Source organism: Ruminococcus sp. D54t1_190329_F1 (assembly GCF_015551645.1).
Taxonomy (GTDB): domain Bacteria; phylum Bacillota; class Clostridia; order Lachnospirales; family Lachnospiraceae; genus Blautia_A; species Blautia_A faecis.
Map to the genome: position 1 here is coordinate 25,810 of NZ_JADNDC010000016.1, position 20,526 is coordinate 46,335.

25 protein-coding genes and 1 tRNA gene are annotated in these 20,526 nt (G+C 42.4%); all 26 read right to left on the reverse strand.

Features of this window, described 5'->3' with window-relative positions; all coding sequences use genetic code 11:
• Positions 1–2: 2 nt before the first annotated feature.
• Complete coding sequence (locus I2D69_RS08950; protein ID WP_173719566.1) at positions 3–761, reverse strand: phage tail domain-containing protein; 759 nt, start codon at positions 759–761, stop codon at positions 3–5.
• Complete coding sequence (locus I2D69_RS08955; RefSeq protein WP_195379773.1) at positions 758–7,030, reverse strand: phage tail tape measure protein; 6,273 nt, start codon at positions 7,028–7,030, stop codon at positions 758–760. The genes I2D69_RS08950 and I2D69_RS08955 overlap by 4 nt, the downstream gene beginning before the upstream one ends.
• A 468-nt stretch (positions 7,031–7,498) precedes the next feature.
• Positions 7,499–7,891, reverse strand: a complete 393-nt coding sequence (locus I2D69_RS08960; protein ID WP_195379774.1) for a hypothetical protein — start codon at positions 7,889–7,891, stop codon at positions 7,499–7,501.
• 17 nt (positions 7,892–7,908) lie between these two features.
• Positions 7,909–8,496 carry a major tail protein gene (locus I2D69_RS08965; RefSeq protein WP_195379775.1) on the reverse strand — a complete coding sequence of 196 codons (588 nt, stop codon included), beginning with the start codon at positions 8,494–8,496 and terminating at the stop codon, positions 7,909–7,911.
• A gap of 3 nt (positions 8,497–8,499) precedes the next feature.
• Positions 8,500–8,847 (reverse strand): phage tail protein, encoded by a 348-nt coding sequence (locus tag I2D69_RS08970; RefSeq protein ID WP_173771011.1) that lies wholly within the window; start codon positions 8,845–8,847, stop codon positions 8,500–8,502.
• Positions 8,844–9,278 carry a hypothetical protein gene (locus I2D69_RS08975; protein WP_195379776.1) on the reverse strand — a complete coding sequence of 145 codons (435 nt, stop codon included), beginning with the start codon at positions 9,276–9,278 and terminating at the stop codon, positions 8,844–8,846. Before I2D69_RS08975 ends, I2D69_RS08970 begins: the two co-directional genes overlap by 4 nt.
• On the reverse strand, positions 9,266–9,613 hold the full coding sequence (locus tag I2D69_RS08980) for a hypothetical protein (RefSeq protein WP_195379777.1): 348 nt from the start codon (positions 9,611–9,613) through the stop codon (positions 9,266–9,268). Before I2D69_RS08980 ends, I2D69_RS08975 begins: the two co-directional genes overlap by 13 nt.
• The gene (locus tag I2D69_RS08985; RefSeq protein ID WP_195379778.1) at positions 9,603–9,890 is read right to left on the reverse strand and encodes a hypothetical protein; all 288 of its coding nucleotides are present in this window, start codon (positions 9,888–9,890) and stop codon (positions 9,603–9,605) included. The genes I2D69_RS08980 and I2D69_RS08985 overlap by 11 nt, the downstream gene beginning before the upstream one ends.
• Positions 9,891–9,900: 10 nt before the next feature.
• Positions 9,901–11,142 carry a phage major capsid protein gene (locus I2D69_RS08990; RefSeq protein ID WP_347708391.1) on the reverse strand — a complete coding sequence of 414 codons (1,242 nt, stop codon included), beginning with the start codon at positions 11,140–11,142 and terminating at the stop codon, positions 9,901–9,903.
• Positions 11,143–11,169: 27 nt separating this feature from the next.
• The gene (locus I2D69_RS08995) at positions 11,170–11,988 is read right to left on the reverse strand and encodes a head maturation protease, ClpP-related (RefSeq protein ID WP_173719574.1); all 819 of its coding nucleotides are present in this window, start codon (positions 11,986–11,988) and stop codon (positions 11,170–11,172) included.
• A 1-nt stretch (position 11,989) separates the two neighbouring features.
• Positions 11,990–13,246, reverse strand: coding sequence for a phage portal protein (locus I2D69_RS09000; RefSeq protein WP_195379779.1), 1,257 nt, complete (start codon positions 13,244–13,246; stop codon positions 11,990–11,992).
• A gap of 2 nt (positions 13,247–13,248) precedes the next feature.
• A complete protein-coding gene (locus I2D69_RS09005; protein WP_195379780.1) occupies positions 13,249–15,015 on the reverse strand; it encodes a terminase TerL endonuclease subunit in 1,767 nt (588 codons plus the stop codon).
• Positions 15,012–15,494 (reverse strand): phage terminase small subunit P27 family, encoded by a 483-nt coding sequence (locus I2D69_RS09010; RefSeq protein ID WP_173718553.1) that lies wholly within the window; start codon positions 15,492–15,494, stop codon positions 15,012–15,014. Before I2D69_RS09010 ends, I2D69_RS09005 begins: the two co-directional genes overlap by 4 nt.
• Positions 15,495–15,591: 97 nt before the next feature.
• Positions 15,592–15,954 (reverse strand): HNH endonuclease, encoded by a 363-nt coding sequence (locus I2D69_RS09015; RefSeq protein ID WP_233456074.1) that lies wholly within the window; start codon positions 15,952–15,954, stop codon positions 15,592–15,594.
• Positions 15,955–16,116: 162 nt separating this feature from the next.
• A tRNA-Ile gene (locus I2D69_RS09020) sits at positions 16,117–16,188 on the reverse strand.
• Between the two features lie 107 nt (positions 16,189–16,295).
• A complete protein-coding gene (locus tag I2D69_RS09025; protein ID WP_195379781.1) occupies positions 16,296–16,721 on the reverse strand; it encodes a DUF1492 domain-containing protein in 426 nt (141 codons plus the stop codon).
• Positions 16,693–17,013: a hypothetical protein gene (locus I2D69_RS09030; RefSeq protein WP_195379782.1), complete on the reverse strand. Its 321-nt coding sequence runs from the start codon at positions 17,011–17,013 to the stop codon at positions 16,693–16,695. Before I2D69_RS09030 ends, I2D69_RS09025 begins: the two co-directional genes overlap by 29 nt.
• A 98-nt stretch (positions 17,014–17,111) precedes the next feature.
• Positions 17,112–17,360 (reverse strand): hypothetical protein, encoded by a 249-nt coding sequence (locus I2D69_RS09035; protein ID WP_195379783.1) that lies wholly within the window; start codon positions 17,358–17,360, stop codon positions 17,112–17,114.
• Positions 17,357–17,692, reverse strand: coding sequence for a hypothetical protein (locus I2D69_RS09040; protein WP_195379784.1), 336 nt, complete (start codon positions 17,690–17,692; stop codon positions 17,357–17,359). Before I2D69_RS09040 ends, I2D69_RS09035 begins: the two co-directional genes overlap by 4 nt.
• A 34-nt stretch (positions 17,693–17,726) precedes the next feature.
• Complete coding sequence (locus I2D69_RS09045) at positions 17,727–18,158, reverse strand: single-stranded DNA-binding protein (protein ID WP_195379785.1); 432 nt, start codon at positions 18,156–18,158, stop codon at positions 17,727–17,729.
• A 248-nt stretch (positions 18,159–18,406) separates the two neighbouring features.
• Positions 18,407–18,847 carry a YopX family protein gene (locus tag I2D69_RS09050; protein ID WP_195379786.1) on the reverse strand — a complete coding sequence of 147 codons (441 nt, stop codon included), beginning with the start codon at positions 18,845–18,847 and terminating at the stop codon, positions 18,407–18,409.
• The gene (locus I2D69_RS09055) at positions 18,844–19,113 is read right to left on the reverse strand and encodes a hypothetical protein (RefSeq protein WP_195379787.1); all 270 of its coding nucleotides are present in this window, start codon (positions 19,111–19,113) and stop codon (positions 18,844–18,846) included. Before I2D69_RS09055 ends, I2D69_RS09050 begins: the two co-directional genes overlap by 4 nt.
• Positions 19,114–19,147: 34 nt before the next feature.
• Positions 19,148–19,492, reverse strand: coding sequence for a DUF551 domain-containing protein (locus I2D69_RS09060; RefSeq protein WP_195379788.1), 345 nt, complete (start codon positions 19,490–19,492; stop codon positions 19,148–19,150).
• 3 nt (positions 19,493–19,495) lie between these two features.
• The gene (locus I2D69_RS09065) at positions 19,496–19,891 is read right to left on the reverse strand and encodes a hypothetical protein (RefSeq protein WP_195379789.1); all 396 of its coding nucleotides are present in this window, start codon (positions 19,889–19,891) and stop codon (positions 19,496–19,498) included.
• A gap of 93 nt (positions 19,892–19,984) precedes the next feature.
• Positions 19,985–20,233 (reverse strand): hypothetical protein, encoded by a 249-nt coding sequence (locus I2D69_RS09070; RefSeq protein ID WP_195379790.1) that lies wholly within the window; start codon positions 20,231–20,233, stop codon positions 19,985–19,987.
• The gene (locus I2D69_RS09075) at positions 20,230–20,526 is read right to left on the reverse strand and encodes a hypothetical protein (RefSeq protein ID WP_195379791.1); all 297 of its coding nucleotides are present in this window, start codon (positions 20,524–20,526) and stop codon (positions 20,230–20,232) included. Before I2D69_RS09075 ends, I2D69_RS09070 begins: the two co-directional genes overlap by 4 nt.

Here is a 20,526-nt window from a genome sequence, read left to right on the forward strand (position 1 = left end):
TCCTACATAAATCTTGGTCTATATTTCACAGTCATGTCTGTCCATGTGCTGTCTAAGGTAATCCTTGTTTCCCCTGGTAAAAGGATCGGCAGGCTCCAAATATCAACATCTGCTGCTTTGTTAGCCCCATTTTCTGTAATCTTCCCACTTTCTCCGTCTAAAATCACAGTACTGTTAGCAGTAAGGCTTCTTATTACCACCCGAAGGTTTTCTCCTGTATCTAGATTTCGGTTTATTCCAGTTATTGTCAGCTGTTCCATTCCCACCTTTGGCGTAATCTCTACCATACAAGGCGTCCGGATGTTCCCAGGATTTGTAACTACTGTCTCCAGCATCCCGGAAGCGGACTCCGAAAACGGTGAACCGTTTGGCTGTTCAGCAAACTCATAGCAGGAAAAATCAACGGTGAGCTTGCTCAGCCTGTTGGATGTCACCTTCAGACGGGCAAGCGGGTTTTCTGTAAAATCATGCTTGCTCATAAACCCGCAAAACTTGTGATCGAACTTATCCAGTTCCAAGGTGACCGACTCGGACATCATATGGGAAAGCAGGGTGCTGCAATTCTGCAAGATCTCATTTCGATCAGAGCCGTATACCAGGAAGGTGATCCGTATTGTCTTCCACCCGATTGATCCATTAATGAAAAACGGCAGTGGGCTTCCCCTCTGCCATTCGCTTTCATTTTCAATATCGGAAAATCCCGGAGTCACGTTCCACTGTTTGGCCTGTGCTCCGGATATGTCCCAGCCATTTATATTCATCTCAGACGCCCCCTTGTGTATCTTGTGGCTGCCATTTCATTTTTTATGTTCATGTCTTCCCTGAGTTCTCCGACCAGCTTATCTTTATCCATGAATACTTTTAAGTTCTTCATGGAGCTTGCCATGTTCTCCATCATGGACTCCATCGTACTCATCATGGAATCCATTTTGCTCAGTATTTCGGAGTTATCACTTCGATAGCTTCCTGATAACTTCGCCTGGTGCTCTGACTGCTGCTGGATCAAACGGTTAAGTTTCTCGACTCCAGCCGCTCCTACCTCCAGGGAAGATCTGGATTCCAGGAACTGATCCGGATTCATGGCAAAATTATAAAGGTTTTCTGCTCCCTGTGGGTTAATTACCTTGTCCCCGGTGAGCATGTTCTGCATGATCGCGCCATCGGACTTACGGAGAACATATTCCTGGGCGTTATTTTCAAATAACCACGCCAGCTGATCCTCTATGACGTTTTGAGTACCGGTCTTCAGGCCGTTCTTTTTCATAGCGGCCAGAATTGCTTTTTTCTGCGCTGATGTAGGCTTTTTGTCGGCTTCCACGCTAAGAGCATCCGCAATCTTTTTAACTGTGGAATCGTTGACGCTCCGGCCGTAGTTCTTAACAATGTACTGCCACAGATCCGAATGCTTCTTTTTCTCAGCATCTGATACTGATTTCTTATGGGCTTTACTTGCATTGATCAGCTTTTGTACTTCTGTAATTTCTGCCGGTTCTTCCGCTACACCTGCGGTCACGGCCTCCAGCTCTGCTTTTTGCGCGGGCGCAATTTCAGATGTTGTCCCAGAGGAAGCTGAGCTTGAAGAAGCAGTGCTGGATGTATCTGTTCCACCGGATCCAGAAGAGGCCGTGCCAGATGCAGTGCTGCCATTCGGAGTTACATTTACGTCAAGCAAAGTTCCACCTGTGCCAGCTTTCTGAATGCCAGCGATCAGGTTACCTACAATATCCTCACCAATCTGGCCAGCCTGTTCCACCAGGGACTGCAAGCCGGTAGATAGTCCCTCATTTAGTTTCGCAACAGCCGAAGCATTTTCAGCTGCCAGATCATCCAGCTGCTTCTTATAGTCTTTCTTGGTGTCACTTATCTGCTGGTCAATAGCATCCCGCGTAGCCTGTGTATCTTTTTTTGCCTGCCGGTCTGCTATCTCCTGCTTTTCTTCCCAAAGCTTGTTAAATTCATCCAGCTGCTCTGCAGTCATCTGATTCAGGCTGTAAATATTGGCGGTTGCTTCTGGTCCTGCGTCTTTCAGTTCCTGCAGCAGCCCCTCTGAAAGTCCCTTTCCGCTCAGTTCCTGCAACTGGGTTTCCCACAGTTTCAGTCCCTCAACCTGGGTATTCATATTGTAAATCAGACGATCTGCAGTATATCCGGAAGCATCCCAGGCATCATAGTTATTCATGGATGAAAGGATGTCTTTCTTCCGATCAGCTATGGCACTGTCCCTTTTTTCTTCCAGTTCCTGTATGGTCTCATTTAGTTCTTTTTCAAGCTTTTCCCGCTTATCATTGTAATCTTCATCAAGCTGCAGCTTTTCTTTTTCGTAATCTTCTTTGGCTTCCAGGTACTTTTTATCTGCTTCTATGCGCTCATCCGTGCCGGCTGTGAACTGTTTTCTGGCAATATCCCAATATTCCATCTCTGCCCTGGCGGACATAGAATAATAGGTCTGGTAGGTCTCCAGAAGGGATTTCTGTACTGAAGCCTGGGTCTTTGCAGCTTCCTCTCTGGCTTTGGCTGCCTCTTCCTGTTTCTCCTGCTTTTTCTCGTAGATCTGAGTGTCCAGTTCCTGGATCTTCTGTGTTGCTTCATACCAGGCATCAGTTCCGCTCTTTAAATTCTTTCGAACGGTGGTCCAGTAATTTTTCTCCTGGGCTAAAGAGGCAGCATGTAATGTCTTGTACTTTTCCAGCCGTTTTTCAGCAGCACTGAGGACTTCAGAATTATAAGTTTCTGCGTCCTTAGTAGTTTTCTTTTGATTATCTCCGGATCCGGTAACTTTTTCTTTGGATACGCCAAAATTGTTCTTTATACTGCTGCTCAGTGCCTTGCTGATCGTGGAACTGCTGTTAAGCTTATTAAGTTGAGAGGTTGCCTGTTTATAGGCTGTGGATCCTTTCACAGCTGTATCACGTATCTGCTGCCAGTACCATTTTTCATTGTCCAAGGACACTTCATGGCTCTTATTGTATTGCTTAAGCCAGCTTGTGGCGTTTTTCAACACAGCCTTTGACATTTTTCCAGCGGCTGCAGTTGCTACCTTTGTGTTTTTAGTTATACCAGATGCAGTACCTGCAGGTAACTGATAGCCGACTTCTTTCTCAAATTTCTTTGATGGAGAATGGATCTCTGCTGCTGCCTTGGCTGCGGCAATACCTGCATTGATCATTCTTATTGAAGCGCTGATGACCTGGGACTGGCCTGCTGATATACCTTGTGCTACACCAGCAGCTGCGTTATATCCCGCAGTGTAAAAGCTATTCTGATAGGTCCTAACAGCAGATGCCGCCTGTCCTGCCATGGTTCCAGCTGCACTGATTGCACCACTTTTTCCAGAATTGATACCTGTCTGGTACTGCTGAGCAGCTACGCTTCCGGCTTTTTCATATTCGCCTTTTTTCTCTTCGGCTGCCTTTGCTCCGGCGGACGCCATCTCGCCACCAGCCTGTTCAACGCCAGACTGCTGATCTTTAATTGAATTCTGGGTTCCTTCTCCTACAGCAGTACCAACATCTTCACCTGCAGACTGTGCATCTGCTGCCTGCTGCTGGATCAGTGCCAGAAGCTCCTGCATAGCGGATACTGCCTGCGTACCACCGGCATTAATTCCTGCCTGGATTTCTTCCGGAATCTGGATACCCGCTTTATTGGCGATTTCTGCCACGCCCTGGATTGTTCCTTCAATAGTCCCGTTCAGCTGATCTATTGCCTGCTGAGGGGTTATCTCACCGCTTGCAATTCCATCTGCAAGTCCCTCTGGGATCTGTACACCACATTCCTGCGCCATCTGTACGGTCTGCATGAGGGATTCCTGGGTGGCTGCTGGAAGCTCAGCCCAGCCTTCCACTGCTGAAGCAACGGCGTTATCAATGGACTCGCGCAAATCAGAAAAATCAATATCTGAAGAACCAAGATCTCCCATTGTCATCTCATAGGCGGTCTTATTAGCTGCCATTACAGTTGCTGTATCTTCTGATATATCCATGGCATCAGTCCACTTTTTGGATATGCCTTTCAACTGTTCTACGCCGTACTCACCCTGATTGTCCAGAGTCCATACCATGTGCTGGAGCATATTAGCTGCATCAGTTCCCTGATCCTGGATTGCCTGGATAAATTCTGCTGAAAAGATTGCCTGCCCGCTCTCGTCTGTGGCTTCTTTGAGGCGCTGAAGATTCTGCTGATAGTTCTGGATTCCATCCACCCAGGACTGCAGGTTCTCATTCATCTGTTCTGTGGTAATATCATCTCCACCGTCAAATTTATCAGCAAAACTGATTTTATCCTGCAAATCAGCCTTGATAGAATCCATGGTGGAATTGTATTCATCCAGGATCTGACGCATGGCAGTCTTAGCAGCATCCGCGGCTTCCTGGGAGCGTTCCATAGTTTTGTTGAACCCTTCCAGGGCTGTGCCAGCTCCTGCTGCCGCCAAGCCGGTTGCTTGGATTGCATCAGCATTATCTTCTTGTGCCTTTGTATTGTCTTCTGTTGATTCAGTATTATCCTTTTTTACTTTTGTAATGTTTTCTGCACTTTTGGCATATCTTTCCTGTTCTTCCGAGCATTTATCAATTGTTTTTTGATTTTCCTCAATTGCTTGAGAATATCCTTCCATTTTCTCTGCACAATCAGCTATGCTCGTAGCTGCTATTCCAGTTGCATCACCATATGCTACTGTTCTTCCATCAATACCATCCAAACGTGAATCCAATTCGCTGCTACTATCGCTTAGATGTTCCATAGCATAATTAAATTCATCCTGTGTTATTGCACCTTTTTCCAATGCCTCTGTATAAAGTTTTGTTTTCTCTGTTGGAAAATCAATATCAACTTGATAGCTTGGATCTACACTGGCCTTCTGTCTTTCCTCTTGGAGCTTTACAATTAATTCTCTCTCTTTTTCCAAGAGTTCCATTCTATCTTCAGTGATTTTTTTCTGTTCCTGTGCTTTATCCAGCTGTACCTGTGCCGCTAAAGACTCATTGATTAAATCCTGTGTGGCTGCAATTACCGCCTGTTGGATTGCTGTTTGCTGATAGTTTTCTACCAGTTTTTCCAGCTCATCATTAGTTACACTCAGTTTATCATTTTCATCATCATAAGCACCAGCCAGTTCTGGAATGGACTGTGACAGTTTGTCCACGATGGATGCCATTTCCTGTTTCTGGACAGCTGTTCTATCTTCAACATTATTTAACTCTTCCAGTCTGTCAGCCAGAGCGCCTACATTTTCCACGGAATTCAGGGTTCCGGTAAACTGATCGTCAATCGCCTGTACATTATCAGCTACTTTCTGCGAAGACTGTATGACGTCATCATACATCTCTTCCATTGCATCTTTCTGAGGCGTAATCGCGTCTGTCAATCCAGACACAACATCCGTAAGTAATTCCACGCCGTCCTGTAAGGGACCTGAAATGTAATCATACACTGCAATTCCCAGTCCCTCTGTGGCAGAGCTAAGCTCTGTCAGTTTACCCTGCAGGTTATCCTGCATAGTATCTGCCATATCAGAAGCCGCACCTGAACAATTTCTCAGGCTTTCCTCATAGCCAGCCACCTGATCAGCGCCGGTATTAAGAAGCATGTTCAAGCCCTTAATGGAGTCAGATGTAAATGTAGCCATAAGAGCCGCCTGCTTCTGGGCATCTCCCATTCCATCTGTAGCAGACTCTACATCTTTCAATACATCCGTCATGTCACGGAAATTTCCGTTAGAATCCATTACGGTAACAGAAGTATCACCAATGGCGATCTTTCCATCTTTCATCTTGCTGGTCAGATCTCTCATTATAGCAGCAAGAGAAGTACCAGCTTCACTGCTCCGGAGTCCGTTGTTTGCCAATGCTTCCAGGAAAGAGGTTGTGGTCTCAATGTCCTGACCGGCGGCATTCATGTTGGCGCCACAGTTCTTGTATGCCTCCCCTAGCTCTGCTGCTGTAGTCGAACTGTTCGCCTGCGCGTATGCCATCATATCTGCTATATGGGTTGACTGCGATGCTTCCAGATTAAAAGTACTGATATTATCTGTTACAACCTGTGATGCTTCTGCCAGATCCATATTGGAAGCTGCTGCCAACTGTAGAACGCCATCAATTCCAGAAAGAGTCTGGTTTACAGACCATCCGGCCAGGGACATATTTGTCATCGCGCTGGCTGCTTCCGTTGCAGAGAATTTCGTACTACTTCCAAGGCTCTTTGCCTTATTTTCCAGTGCTTCCAGCTCTGATCCGGTTGCTCCAGAGATAGCCTCCACTTCACTCATTCCAGCTTCAAAGGAACTTCCGACTTCCACCACATACTCTGCTGCTTCCTTTGCCTTATCACCAATTGCTGAAATAGCTTCTCCTGCAAGTTCCAGGCCCTTTGCGGCTAAAGCTTCTCCAAAACCTTCCTTCAAGCTTTCTCCGAACTCTTTCGTAGTAGTGATAACCGTCGTTGTTTCTTTCCCATATTCGTTTATGCTCTTTGCGCATTTATCCGTAGCATTTTGTGCTTCTTGCAGATACTTTTCATTCTGTTTTAAAGCCTGGTTATTTTTTTCTATATCATTCTCGGCGTCACTAACTTTTTTAGACCAGTCCGATACTTTTCCTTCACACTTCTGGCACTCCAAGCCCTGTTTTTCAACAGCCTTCTGAAGGCTTTCCACTTCCTTTGACTGCTGCTGATACTCTTTTGTACCATCCTTTCCAGATTTCTGCATGTTTTCCTGGGCTTTTTCAGCCTCTTTCAATGCCTTGGAAAGCTCTTCATATCTCTGCGCCGCTTTCTGCGATACCTTCTGCGCATTCTCCAATCCTTTTTTCGCAGACTCCGCCCTTTTCTGATAACTCTCAGTCTGCTTTGACAGGTTTTCCTGCTTTTTAGTCAGAAATTCAAGAGAATTGGCATTTCCCTTATATTCTGTGCTGAGTTTTTTCAGTTCAGAGTTAAGCATTGCACTTTCTTTTTTCGCATTTGATACGCCCTGTGAAAATTGTCTTTCTCCGTCCAGTGCAAGTACAATTCCAATTTTCTTTCCTGCCATAGTTAGTCCTCCCAACAAAAAATCCACATAAAAAGAGCACCTCAAACCGAGATGCTCTTTTTACATGGATTTTTATTTATACTTATTTCTTGGATATTGGGACTTCTTCAATGTGGGTTTTATACACCACTGGTGATGTAACCCATTTGACAAATTTCTTTATCAGAGCCCCTATCAGTATTGCAAATAATAACAATACAAACAATATTACCAATAACATATGCTACCCACCTTTCTGTTTTTCTTAATTATAATCCGCAGCTCTGTAAAATTCAATATCATTTAACAGAGCTGTGAAAGAAAATCAGAAAATGGTGTCCAAATTTAACTCTTCGTCCTTTTTTCTTAATCCGTTATAATCCAGATACTCATTATAGATCAGATAAAATTTCCGAAGTGTCATCTCAAGCACCTCTTTTTCACTATAATTGAGCACCTTACATCCCACATACAGTAACCGGGCTACGTTTATAGCCCGGTCTCCTGGTTTGGGTCTTCTTCCTCTTCGTCTTCAGAATCTTCATCGTCACTGTCCGGATCCGGCATGGAAAATCCATATGCCTCCAGCAGAGTAATTGCTATCTTTTTCATTTCAGCTGGTTTTATAAGTCCGTCAATAGCTTCTGTTTTTACTTCCTTACCTGTATCTACGGTAAGAAACGCAGCAATAACATTATAAAATGTTTTTACGTCTTCTGAATCAGTTTTGTAATCTGCCACCCTCGCAATTGCCGGCATAGTCTCCACCAATGCTTTATTACAGGATTCCTGAATTGCTTCAATTGCTCCAATGGTGAACAGGATATTATATTCCTGTCCACCGATAACGACCGGAGCTCCTGTTGGTCTTAAATCGCTCATATGATCTCCCTCAATGTTTACTCAGTAATTGCTGCCTGTTTGTACAACCAAGCTTTTGCTTTTGCTTCAGTGTCAAAAATAAGCTTTTTACCGATTGACATCTTACCATTAACTTCCACTGGGTATGCTTTACCTTCAATGGTGGCAGTCTGGAAGTTTGTAGTTTCACCTTTTGTCTCAGCATTTTCTGTTGGCTCACTATGCTGGACTTTGTACAGCCAGATTACTGTAAAACTGGTAACTCCATTTTTCTTTCTTCGCTTATAGAAACCAACTCCAAAGTATGGAGCTTCGTCTTCTGATCCGACTTCAATACTCTCAGGAGTTCCTTCCTGACCTGAATCTCCTGCTACTGCTTTTACATATGTATGACCAAGCAATTTTGCCTGGTTCTCCAGAGACAGATCATCAATGCCAAGAGAAGTACCCATGTCTTTTATACTTTTATCAGTCTCTGCTACTCCATCATCTGCCCAAAGTTCTGCATCATTTTTATTGGGGGTTCCATTGAAGTTGATTGCTTTTGCAACAACAAAACCTTCTGTGTACTTGTTTCCTTCTGCCCACTGTGCTGCTACAGGACTTTTCATACCAATATGTGCCATGTGTTATTCCTCCATATCATAATCATTTTCAAATTCACATTCGAATACAATGTGTCTTGTTTTATTATCAGGTTCCATCAATACGGTTACATCAGGATACGTTCCACCCTCTTCCAGGATCGCCCTGCGAATTTTTCTTTTTGCTTCCAGGTAATCCTTAGTTGATGGCAGGAAATAATGAATCTGCATTGAGGATATATCCTCTATAGGCTGATCGTCCGCGAATAGTTCTGCACCATCCTTCACATAATTAAAGGTAATATACTCGCTATTTCCACCGCCAAAGAAATCTGATGTCACCGGAATGCCAAGAGGCTTCAACGCTTTTATTATCTTTTGATTTATTGTCATAGCTTGTCCACCTCCGCGCCAATTACCTCTTCCATAACCTGCATTACTGCATTTTCGCTTTGTGCTACTGCTGCCGCGCGTACAGGTCTTGGCTCCTGGCCGTGTGATCTTACACCATATTCCAGATAACCCATTTTTTCAGCATTTCTAAGACCATTTTTATCAGTTCCATTGGGTTTTACCACAGCAAACACTCCGAGACTATTGTCTCTTGCGTTTGTAGCAGCTATGGAAGCTTCCAGTTCGCCTGTTGAATACGGTTTTCCGTATTTATCCCTTCTGTTAGCTGCGGATCTGATCTGTGTTTTCAGGTTTTTTTCGACAATTGGGGCGGCCTTATTCACTGCTTTTTCAGCCATTTCATAAGGATTTGCCAGCTTATTCAACATCTCTTCAACATCTTCAAAACCTGTTATCGTCATCCTTGCCATTGCCCCGCCTGCTCTTTCCCGCGTTCGCGCATTTGACAAGTCAGCTGCACCTTCATGGATTTATTTTTCTGAAATCTGCGCTTTATATCATAAATTTCACCTGTAGACTCATCCACCAGGAATGATTCTCCAGAATAATTACACGCCATGATCTCAACAACCTGGTCTGCGGTATAACCATTCTGTTTCGCAAGAACCTCATCATCCCTGGTACTGTCGCGGAAGTCTGCCGGAATACCACCGATAAATTCATATGTTTCCTCCATCATGATTCCATTATCATTTATCGTTGGATCTTTTTTCTTTACCGGCAACGAAATACTTTTATTCCACATCCAGGTCACTTCCTTCCAGTGTCATGCGAAAAACTTTTTTTCGATACAGATCCAGATACATTCGAGTATCTGAACGGTCATTTCCAAGATATGCCTTTACATATAAGGTCACAGCTGTAAGGACTCTTGGATCATCCGCATCCTTCTTGAGAATATCAGGAGGCACACCGGAGGTTTTCATATCCTCCAGTGCATCTTCAATGTAAACGCTGATATCATCGTTATACACATTAATACCTTCTGCGATTCCACATCGTTTTTTTATTTTTTCCAGCATTTATTCACCATCATTTCTGCAGAAGATAAGCATTTACAAATGCCTCTTTATCCCTTATCTTAACGTCTTCTCGTTCGATAGCACGATAAATAGTCAGATCTTCCGCGAATGCATTAAGGTCACCGATTGAAGCAATATTGGAAGTCATGATTGTAGTCTTTGCACGGTCAAAGTACCAGATACCTTCCTTCAGATCTCCGATTATAACCGGAATCTTTGTCGCACTGGCCTCATAATAATTTGCAATGTCCTGTTTTTTCGGCTCATCAACTGCTGTATATACCTCTTCCACTTTTGTGTAATAAGTTTTTTTGGCATTTACATCAGTATCTGCCGTTTGCTCATATGTCACTGTGCTTGGTAAATCCCCTTTTGGGATTACCTCAACCGGTACGAATGTACCACCGACCGCAAGTCGCAACTGCATGGTATCTTTTGGATCCGGTGCAAGAAGGTATCTTCCAGTAGAATCTTTTAATGTATCTAAATACTGTAATCCATCATCATTGGTAATGATTCTGGAAGACTGCTTAAATGCGGATCCGATGGTAACATTGAGAACTTTTTTAATATCATCCAATCCGTTTAATTCTACTTCTTCTTTGGTCTTAATCTGACCCATGATTAGATTATTCTCAGTTACTCTTGCCTCATCTCCAATCCACTCAATAAGTGTAGAAGCGATATTTGCATCACTGTCAGCCAGGAGCTCATTGGTCACTGGGAAATATCCTGCATATTTACCGATTTCATAATCAATACGCTCAAACTGTGGAGTATTTTTTGCACCAATCTTACCGCCTTCACCAACTTTGGTGAATCCAGTCTGCTGAGAGCGCTTTTTAAATGTTCTGGAACCCTTTTCAGTTTTGACAGATTCTTTACGGACCAGCTGGCCTAATGAAAACTTGGACTCTTTGTATTTGTTGATTCTGGTCTGGATATCCTCTGGAACAGTATAGCCTCCATCTGCTTTTGAGCCTTCACTCATGGAATTCTGTACGTGGAACCCTGCTCTGGCAGCCTGTGCAAACTCTGCCGTAGAATCTTTTGGTGTTCCTGCAGGAATCTTACTCTCCGGCACGGCTGCTCCATCGTCCAAGTCTTTCAGAATATCAAATTTATCCTGAAGCTCTTTCAGTTCATCTTTAGCTTTTTTTGCTTCTTCCAGTTTTCCTTCATTGGCAAGGTTCTTAACTCCATCTTTTTTCGCGTTAATCTTCTCCAGAAGGTCTAATAATTCTTTGTTCACGTCTTTTTCTCCTTTCAAAAAGGGAGATCAAACACCATACCGGTCAAGATCTCCCAATAATTCAGCCTTTATCTTTTCTTTTTCCAGATTTCTCTGATTAGCCTCTTTTGCTTTGATTTTTTCCATAACTGCATCTGCAATAGCGTCAATATCCAGAGTTTTATTTTCCGGTTCTTCATGCTGCTTTAATGCTTTTGGGGTCTTTGAATACTCATCAAAGTAATTACTTGTACAAGCTGCTGCCTGTACACTGTCCTCCACTTCAAAATCAAAATAATCAGTAGTATCACTTCCGACCATCCAGGTCTCTTCGTTGATCAGATTATTGATTTCCTCTTCTGTAACCCCTTCTTTGGTCTTCGACATGTATGTCTGCAGGATTGCTTTCTGGCAAATATCCAGAGTATCTGCATCTTTTCTCAGCTGATCTGCGTTCATACTGGTAAAAAAGTAACCATTTGTAGGTTTATGAATCATAAAGGTACCATTTGCCGGAATCACGATCCGATCACCGGCACACGCGATTACAGAAGCAATACTGGCCGCAATACCATCAATATAGGTGGTAATCCTGGCATTATTGCGTTTCAACATGTTATAAATGGTAATTCCGGCAAATACAGATCCACCTCCACTGTTTATATGAAGGTTAATCTCCTGTATGTCTTCCAGATTTTTCAAGAAATCTGAAATATCAGAAGGACAGGTATCATCATCACACCATTTTCCCCAGTCATCAGATACGATATCCCCAAAAATATTCAGATCTGCTGAGATTTCTGTCTGATTGCAGATTTCCAATTTTCCTACATTCTTTTTCTGATTTTTCAGCAGTAATACTGGCATTCTACTCACCTCCTTTGGTGTACTGTGTTCCAACTTTTTCAAGCGGAATATAATTTCCATTCACAATGAGCTTATCGCCATCCGGATCATCCGGCATATCCAGATATCTCCTCGCTTCATTTGGCTTGTATATTCCATTGTTTACAGCATCTTTTAACATTTCCATCTGTGTCTTTGTATCAGTCCTCAAAATTGCCTTCTCATTAAACTTATAAAAAAATCCATTTTCTTCCTCTTTCAAGCTCAGAACTTTCGCATTGATCTCTTCTTCATACATCTTTAGTCTGTACAAAGCAGTATCAACTAAAAAAGCCAACTGCTGGGTTTCACTGTTTGAATAACTGGATTTTTCATAATTATTGATCTGATTCGGCTTAATACCGAATGCTCCGGCAATCTGAAGTGCGGAATACTTTTTTAATTCGAAAAACTGTGCGTCAGTCAGATTCATTTTCAGTGGAGTAAGCTGTAGTCCGATTGGGACAGGTATTACCCTTCCTGCATTTTTCGGGCCTGACAGTTTATCTGCAAATTTTTTCTGCAGTGCTTTTATCTTGCTCTCTTCCAAATCACCCACGTACTGTAATGCCATGCTTGCACTTAGTCCCTGACGATAAAGGTTATTCATAAAATTCTGACTTTCCAATGCTCCACCCACGGTATCTTGCAGAATTTCCCGCACAGATTTTCCCATAATTCCATTTAAGGAATACCAGGTTTTAAAGTGCATAACCTCACTGGATCTGAACAAATACTGTTCTCCGGTCTTGGGATCATTGTACTGATAATACAGTTTCCCTTTTCCTCCAAACACACCAACATCATCCATATATACAGTCACACAATTTGCCTGCATTGGCCAAAGATCCAGGACTTTGTAATGTCCTCCATATTTTTCTCTTTCAAAGGTACCACGCATCCAGATATAGCCATTTCCATAATGCTGACAGTTCATCTCTGTAGTAGTCCACAAAGTTGTGGGTGTCATTATCGTGTTCGGTCTCACAGTCAGAAGCCTGGTTATCTTGCTCGGCTCTGCCCTGATCCGACCTTTAGGCGTTTCCTGGTAGTACTTTAACGGCACTTTTCCTATGGTTTCGCTGAGCATTTTTAAGCAGGTGTAATATGTCACCTCTTTCTCAACATCTGGCTTAGTACCAGTTATTCCCAGCCATTCTTTCAGCTCATCGTCATCCATGTCTACCGTTGGCCGCGTCATTGCATTCCATGCATTTTTTAATCTGTCTAATATACTCATTGTTACCAGTCACTTTCCAAAAATTGATCTATTCCTTCCTGGTAGCTGGATCCGAATTCATGATACATTGCCAGCTTAAATCCACACAAGGTAGAATCCACAGGGTCAATTCTTTTTGTTGTAGCATCTTTATCTATCTTAATCAGTCCCTGGTTGGTTCTGATCACTGCATTGCTCATTGCAAAATTCAATACAGGATTATATTCGTACAGGACATTTCCGCAATATACCTGCTCACGGAATCCCTGAGTAGCTTCATTCAAGTGTTTATGGCTCTGGAAAACTTCCTCCACTGTATAACCTTCGTTTGATAGATCCATCATCAGCTTACTTGCATTGGCAGGGTCAAAGCACAGACATTCTATGTTCCAGTCATTCTCTGCACATGTATCCAATACATATTGCATTACTGCATTCTGGTCTACAATCGGAGTATCTGTCACTGTAATAAATCCCATTCTTTCCCAGGCATCATAATCCACTTTATCTTTTGCCTTTCTTTCAGCCAACTTCTCCCGATTCGGAATGAAAGAGTGGGAATACAGTATGTATTTCACAATTTCTTTTCCAGTCTTGTCAAATTCGCCTGATAGAAAGGGAATTACGAATGTAACAGATGTAAGGTCTATTTTGGCTGACATATCGAACCCCACATAAACACTCATCCCATGAGTATCAATAGGGATTTTATCAACCTGACAGGCTTTCCACTTTGCCATGTCCATATATCCGTTTTCTTTTGCCTGAACCCAGATATTCAACATTTTTGTGAGAAATGCCGTCATCTTTTCCGGTATTTCTTTGGCTACCCGCCAGGCTGTACGGATCTTATCCGCGCCATTTTTATAGCTCATCCTAATCGGATTCGCTTTTTTCCAGATGTTTTCATCTTCCAGGTTACGGATATCATCCTTATAATCCTCCGGATCCACTTCGCAGATATCCACCAGATACTCTTCATTCTCCACATCCACATCCGGATCCAGTATCTTAGAGCAGTATTGATACTCCTGCACATAACATGGATAAGTAAGATCCATCCCTGCAGTTGTAATAATCATCAGCAATGGCTCTTTGGTGTTTGCTCCAAGACCAAGATCATAAAACTCAGTAGTCTTGTGCTGATGGTATTCATCCAAAATCAGTCCGGCCGGATTGGTTCCATCTCCATTCTGGCCATCCTCTTTCGACAATGCCTTTATGAAGCTTCCAGTTTTTCTGTGTATTACAGCATCCCTGGTGATTTTAAAAAGAGGTTTCAGTGGAGATTTATTCAGCATGAGCTTAGCTTCATTCAAAATAATCTTCGACTGATCCCTCTTGGTTCCAGCAGTATAATATTCGTAATTTTCTTCATTTCTCGTAGCCATAACTGATATTTCATAGAGGGCTACACCAGCCTCCATCTGAGACTTGGCATTTTTCCTTCCAACCTCAATAAAAGACTGTTTGAACCTTTTATAACCGGTAATATCTTCGCGCCATCCGTAAAGTTGGCACAGATTAAATTTCTGCCATATCGTCAAGCTGATCGGCTGTCCTGCAAGGTCACCTTTAGAATGGCGGAGCATGGAAAACCAGTCTACAATTTTTGATGCTTCCTCTTCATCCCAATGATAAGGCCATACATTAGCCTGTACATTCTTTGCATCCTCTTTCTTGCAATCCCTAAGGAAGCGCATACAAGCCCATTTATGTTTTTTCCCTGATATTTCTTCCCCGGCCAGACAACGGTTGGCGTAATCTATCAGTTCTTCTTTGATGGTCATATATTGCCAAATTTATTTGTGATAGCTTCCCTTGTCTTATCAGACTTCACTGCTGCAGCTTTCAGTCTGGCGTCAATAGTGAGTCCACACAGGGAAGCAAATTTTCTCATTTCCTCTGCGTATGTGCGCTGAATATCAACCATTGGATTTTTCACCACAATAACGCCATTCCTGGTCTCTCGATCAATGTAATAAGTCTGATCTTTCAATATCTCTGTAGCCTTAACATAGTTAGCAAAAGCATTACAGTAACCGCCCAGGTTGTTACGATCCAGGTTCCCGATCAGATTGATCTTTTCCAGTTCCTTGACAATCCTGCGCCACTCTTTTTTTGCTACATTATCAATCAGCCAGGTAGGAGGACGTTTTAATTGATTTTTGTCCGTAGTCACACTGTCTTCTTCTGCTTCCCTGGTCTGCATTGTGATCACAGTAAGATTTCCCCGCTGCTCTGTCAGCGGCTTCCTCGGTCTTCCCATTCATCCTCCCTCCTTCCTTTGCCAACTTTTTATGAGTATTTAGAATTTTGCGCAAGCTATACGGCAGGCGGGGACGACGGCGTTTCCTGAAAACTTTTCAGACCGCCCCTCCCGTCTGTGTATAAAAATCCACAAGCATTTTTGCAAGCTTTTTTTCCATCACTGGTCTCTCTTTTTTATACATCTGCTCAATTTTTGAATGTGTATCGTGATGTAATGGCATCAGATTCTGCTTATCGCATCGTTTATCCCATGCTTCTTTTAACGGAATAATATGATGCACTGTATCTGCTGCCAGAATTACTCCTTCCGTCATATAGACATACACATCAATCCCGCAAGCACTGAGAATATCAGATCTTGTCAGCTGCCATTCCCTTGAATCATAAAATGTTTTGCTTTTCTGATTTCTTGCATTCTGATCATATATCCGATAGCGTTCTTTATCTCTTTGTTTCATGCAGGGACACCTGCTGCCGGACGGAATTCTTTTTCCGCACCTGCCACATCTCTTATATATCATCTTTTTCTCCAATAAAAAACGCCCGGCCGTGCCTGCCAGACGTTTGTGGAAGTATGTATGAGTCAGTATTGTACCATTATATCGGCGGTACTAACCGAGTCGGAACAGATGGAACCGAACCACCGACACGCTGGATATAAGCCAGCTGCTCTACCACTGAGCTATGTTCCGATATACCTGCCAAGCCATAGTGCCTGACAAGTAAGGGTGCAACCGATTGATATTTGATTCATCCATCTGAATCTATTATAGTTATAACACGAATCAAGTATACCATTCTATACCATCTTAAAATTCTTCAATGCTGATGAATGCAGCCTATGTACCTGTGTCCATCCATAGCCCATCTCTGTTGCTACATCATCCCATTTTAAGCCTTTTATATAGCGCAAACACAAAACTTTCCGTTCATCTTCTGAATGCATTTTGCGGATCTGGCTCTCAATCTTACGATATTGCTGAACCTTGTTCAAACGTTCTTTTTTCAATATTTCAATCTGTTCATCCAGTATTGCAATGTAATCCGACAGATCTGATTGACTGCTGCCTTTTGGCATTCCATCATTCACTACGGAAGGAAACATCTTATCAGCTCTTAATCTTTTGATTTCTTCCAGGATGTCCCGCTCTCTTTTGACTGCTCTCTGATATGATTTTAAATATTCCTTTTTCTTTTCATTTTCTTCCTGCAATCTCCTGTCCATCGGTACCACCTCCTGCTTTCAGTCGTTCCAGTTCCCAGTATGTAGGGGATCTGGTTATGCCGTTTGGTAACTGTAATTGCACTACATGGGGATATAATGCTTTTATCCTGGCTTTCACCTTTTTGGTGATGATCTTCCCGTCACCAGAAGCATAACTGGTTTGTATGATCTGAATAACATCCCCTCTTTTGATTCCATGCTTCTCTTCCAGCTGCTTCTGCTGCCGTTCCCATTTCTCAGCTTCAGCTATCGCATATTCAGCTGTGGGATCCTTGTATTTTTCTTTATTCATTTTACACCTCTGTTTTTAATCATGCAGGAGCCAGGCAATCACACCGAAGGCTCCGATCAGCACGCCAACACCCATTGCAACGATTACATTCATTTTGATTATCCTCTGCACTTCTTCAGCAGCTTCTGCCGGACCAGATCGTATTCCAGGAGCAGGTTCCGGTCTTTGTTTCTGCTGAGTGTCCGGTCTGCTGCTCTTAGATAGTATCTGCCGTTTATCAGTCTTCCCTCGGCTGCGGCACCGTACAGGCTCCCGACTGTCCGGTTCAGCCTTTTGGATGCTTCCTTTATGGTTACAGCCTCTTCCGGCTCTTCTGTTATGTTTTCTGTAATCTCATATAATGTCATAGCCAGTTTCTCCCGAAGATCTTCCGGAACTGTTCCCTGCTGCCAATCTGGTTCTCAAAGGCTTCCTGTCCCAGTCTGTGAAGCTCATCCATTACCGCCTGGTCTTTATGTACCGCATGTGCTCCAAACTGGTGGCATTCCAGGCACAGGTCTACTTTTAATCCATATTTCTCTGATAGAGTCCGATTCGGACCACCAAATATGTGATGTTCTTCGGTCTGGCCATACCTGCTGCACAGGTAACATCTTCCTTTTCGGCTTCCGAGAATGCTGGCCGGATGGGACATCCTTTTTTTCTTCGTTTCTTCTTTTGGAAATTTAAGTCCGCTCATATTTTTCCTTCTTTCGTCTCGTCCGAGTCGGACATTAACTAAATGGCAGTTCCTCTTCAATTCCATCCGGGATATTCATGAAACCATCAGGTCCCACATCTGGTGATTGTTGTGGAACATTCTGCTGACTGCTGCCGGATCCAGAACCTTTGCTTTCTGCAAATTCCTGTTCTTCTACAACAACCTCTGTCGTATAAACTTTCTGTCCATCACGGTTGGTATAACTTCCGGTCTGAATACGGCCTTCGATTGTAATCTTCAATCCTTTTCGGAAGTATTTCTCCACGAACTCGGCAGATCTTCCAAACACTACACAATTAATAAAATCTGCAGTTGCATCTCCATCTTTTCTGATCTTCCTATCTACTGCCAGTGTGTATCTGGCAATTGCAAATGAATTTTCCCCTGGGGTGTATCTCACCTCTGGATCTCTTGTTAAACGTCCCATTAATATAGCTTTATTCATATATTATTTTCCTCCTTCACATAGTCTGGACAATTAATCGCGCGCTCTTCTTTCTTCACCTCTACTTATTGCTTATTTTCTCCATTCCTTGATTGCATCTATATCCGCAAGATTCATTACATTCACAGCAACACTGTTTCTTACAAATATCGGATAGCTCTTTATATTGCTCACTTCCCTCAATCATTTCTTGAAGCATCAGCTCTTTTGCGAAATCTCTTGCCTTGCATCCGAACGGAGTCGTGTATTCACAACTCCGTTCGGTATTTATCTTCCCTTTCATATCCCTCCTGTAACAACTCTGGATTGTCGAAAATGTTCCCTTTGACTTCAACACATTTTCTTTCATTGACATAGAAACCTAGATTACAATAACAACTTCCAAGTTCCTTGCCAAACAAATAACTATAATCTAATGTCCAATCTCCATTGCTCATATTTACAATTTCTGGATATTTTTCTTTGCGATCGCAGATATCGTTCTCCCAAATTTTGTTTCCGTTTTTGTCGGTCAGACCTGTGAACTGGCAGATGGTTTCTGGATTAATAGGCGGTGCGTATAAAACACCTGATTCAACTGGTTGTATTCGATATTCAAATAAGTTTGACCGTGAATGATCTATTACCAAACACCCCTCAATCCATTTACCGTCTTCAATTCGCTTTGCCTTAAAAAGTATTTCTCTCATTCGTTTTCACCATCCTCCACTTGTCCCGATTCTTCTAACCAATTTTCAACACATGGTAGGCAAATATAGCAACTGCACCAGCCTTGTCCTTCTACTATTACTTTTTGGTTTAACATTTTTTCGCCTTTAGGTATCTGTTTTTCACATACGCAGCATAAATGAGAAGCCCTTATTTTTACGATTTTTTCTGTCAGATTTGATTCCGAACCATCCATATCCCCTGCAAATATCTGGCTATCAATATACATTTCTTCTGGATATTTCAATCAACTCCATCTCCTTCCATTTATTACAAATTCCTTAATCTTCCTTATACGGTTTCGGAAGTGGCATCCAGGCATTGACATACAAATCATGTTCAACAAAACTCTCGTCTTCGTCACCAACTCTGAATGTTCCGCCGTCATCATCGTCAACTGTATATCTTCCAATCATTGGTAGTGAAAAGTTAAAAAACGATACCAGAATGTGTTTGTCCGGGTCTGGTAATCTCTCGTCTATCGGAATCCAGTTAGTAGATTTTAAACGCTTAATAGCTTTTTTCTGTTCCTCTTCTGTCTCGCAGTGTATTACAATATCATATGTATCATCGTATGCACTAAATGAACCGTCTTCATTCTGTACAAGTGTCATTCCGTCACTCATTCCTTACCCCTCCTTATACGGCTTTGGAAGTGGCATCCAGGCCATAATATCAATCCAATCATAACCGCCGTCGAGATAATATCCATTGGAATCAATGAAGCACGTATCTTGCCATGTTGTTTCTCCGTTAGTAACCAATATTTCTTGTCCGTCATCTGGCATTTTGCAGTCAAGCATATATTGTATGTCTTTTGAAAGGAATTCTTCTGCACGTTCTTTTTCTGATATCTGATGATATTTTACCGGAATCCACCCATTTTCTTTCTCATCCTCTTCCAGATCATCCAGAAGACTATTTACGATATCCAGCGAACTTCCCGGCAATCCTTCCTTGTACATCGTCTGTTTCTGCAGTTCCTGTTTATACTGCAGCAATCTTTCTTTTATCCTACTTACCATCTTGCTTACCTCACTTTGTTCTGAGAAACCGAATCATAATTATAATTTCTTTCTTATGTGCGTCTAATTCGTTTATTTTGTTTTTATACTCTTTCACAGTATCACCTCTGCATCTGATGGCATTTTAAAGATTTTGATCTTTTCTGGATGCCGAGCTGCAACCTGTATGGCACAGAGAACACGAACAGCCTTTGGCTCTGTGCTATATTCTCCCAGGATAGTTCCTTTCTTTTTGTCTTTGGTGTGTGCCAGTATCTGATATGAGCCGGTTGGTGTGAGAACTGTAGTCACTTCTTTTTCAGTCATATCTATCAGCTGATTTCTCAGTGTTCTAATCTTCATTTCCGTATTTTTCTCCTTTCAGCCAATATTCGTGTTGTATTAACAAGATTCTCCGTATTCCGTTCATATTCTATCATTTCTTTCCGGACAGCTTTAATCAACGCAAGTAGTACTTTTTTAATTTCAGCAGTCCCTATGCGTGTACAATACTCTTTCGCATTCTGATCTATAGCCTTGATCTTTATATATTCCGATTGTCTTATCATTGACTTGATGATTCTCTTCTTCATCTGTTCTGGCGGTTTCTTCCCATACATTTTTTTATATTTCTTTTTCAGTATCCTTAGCTTCAT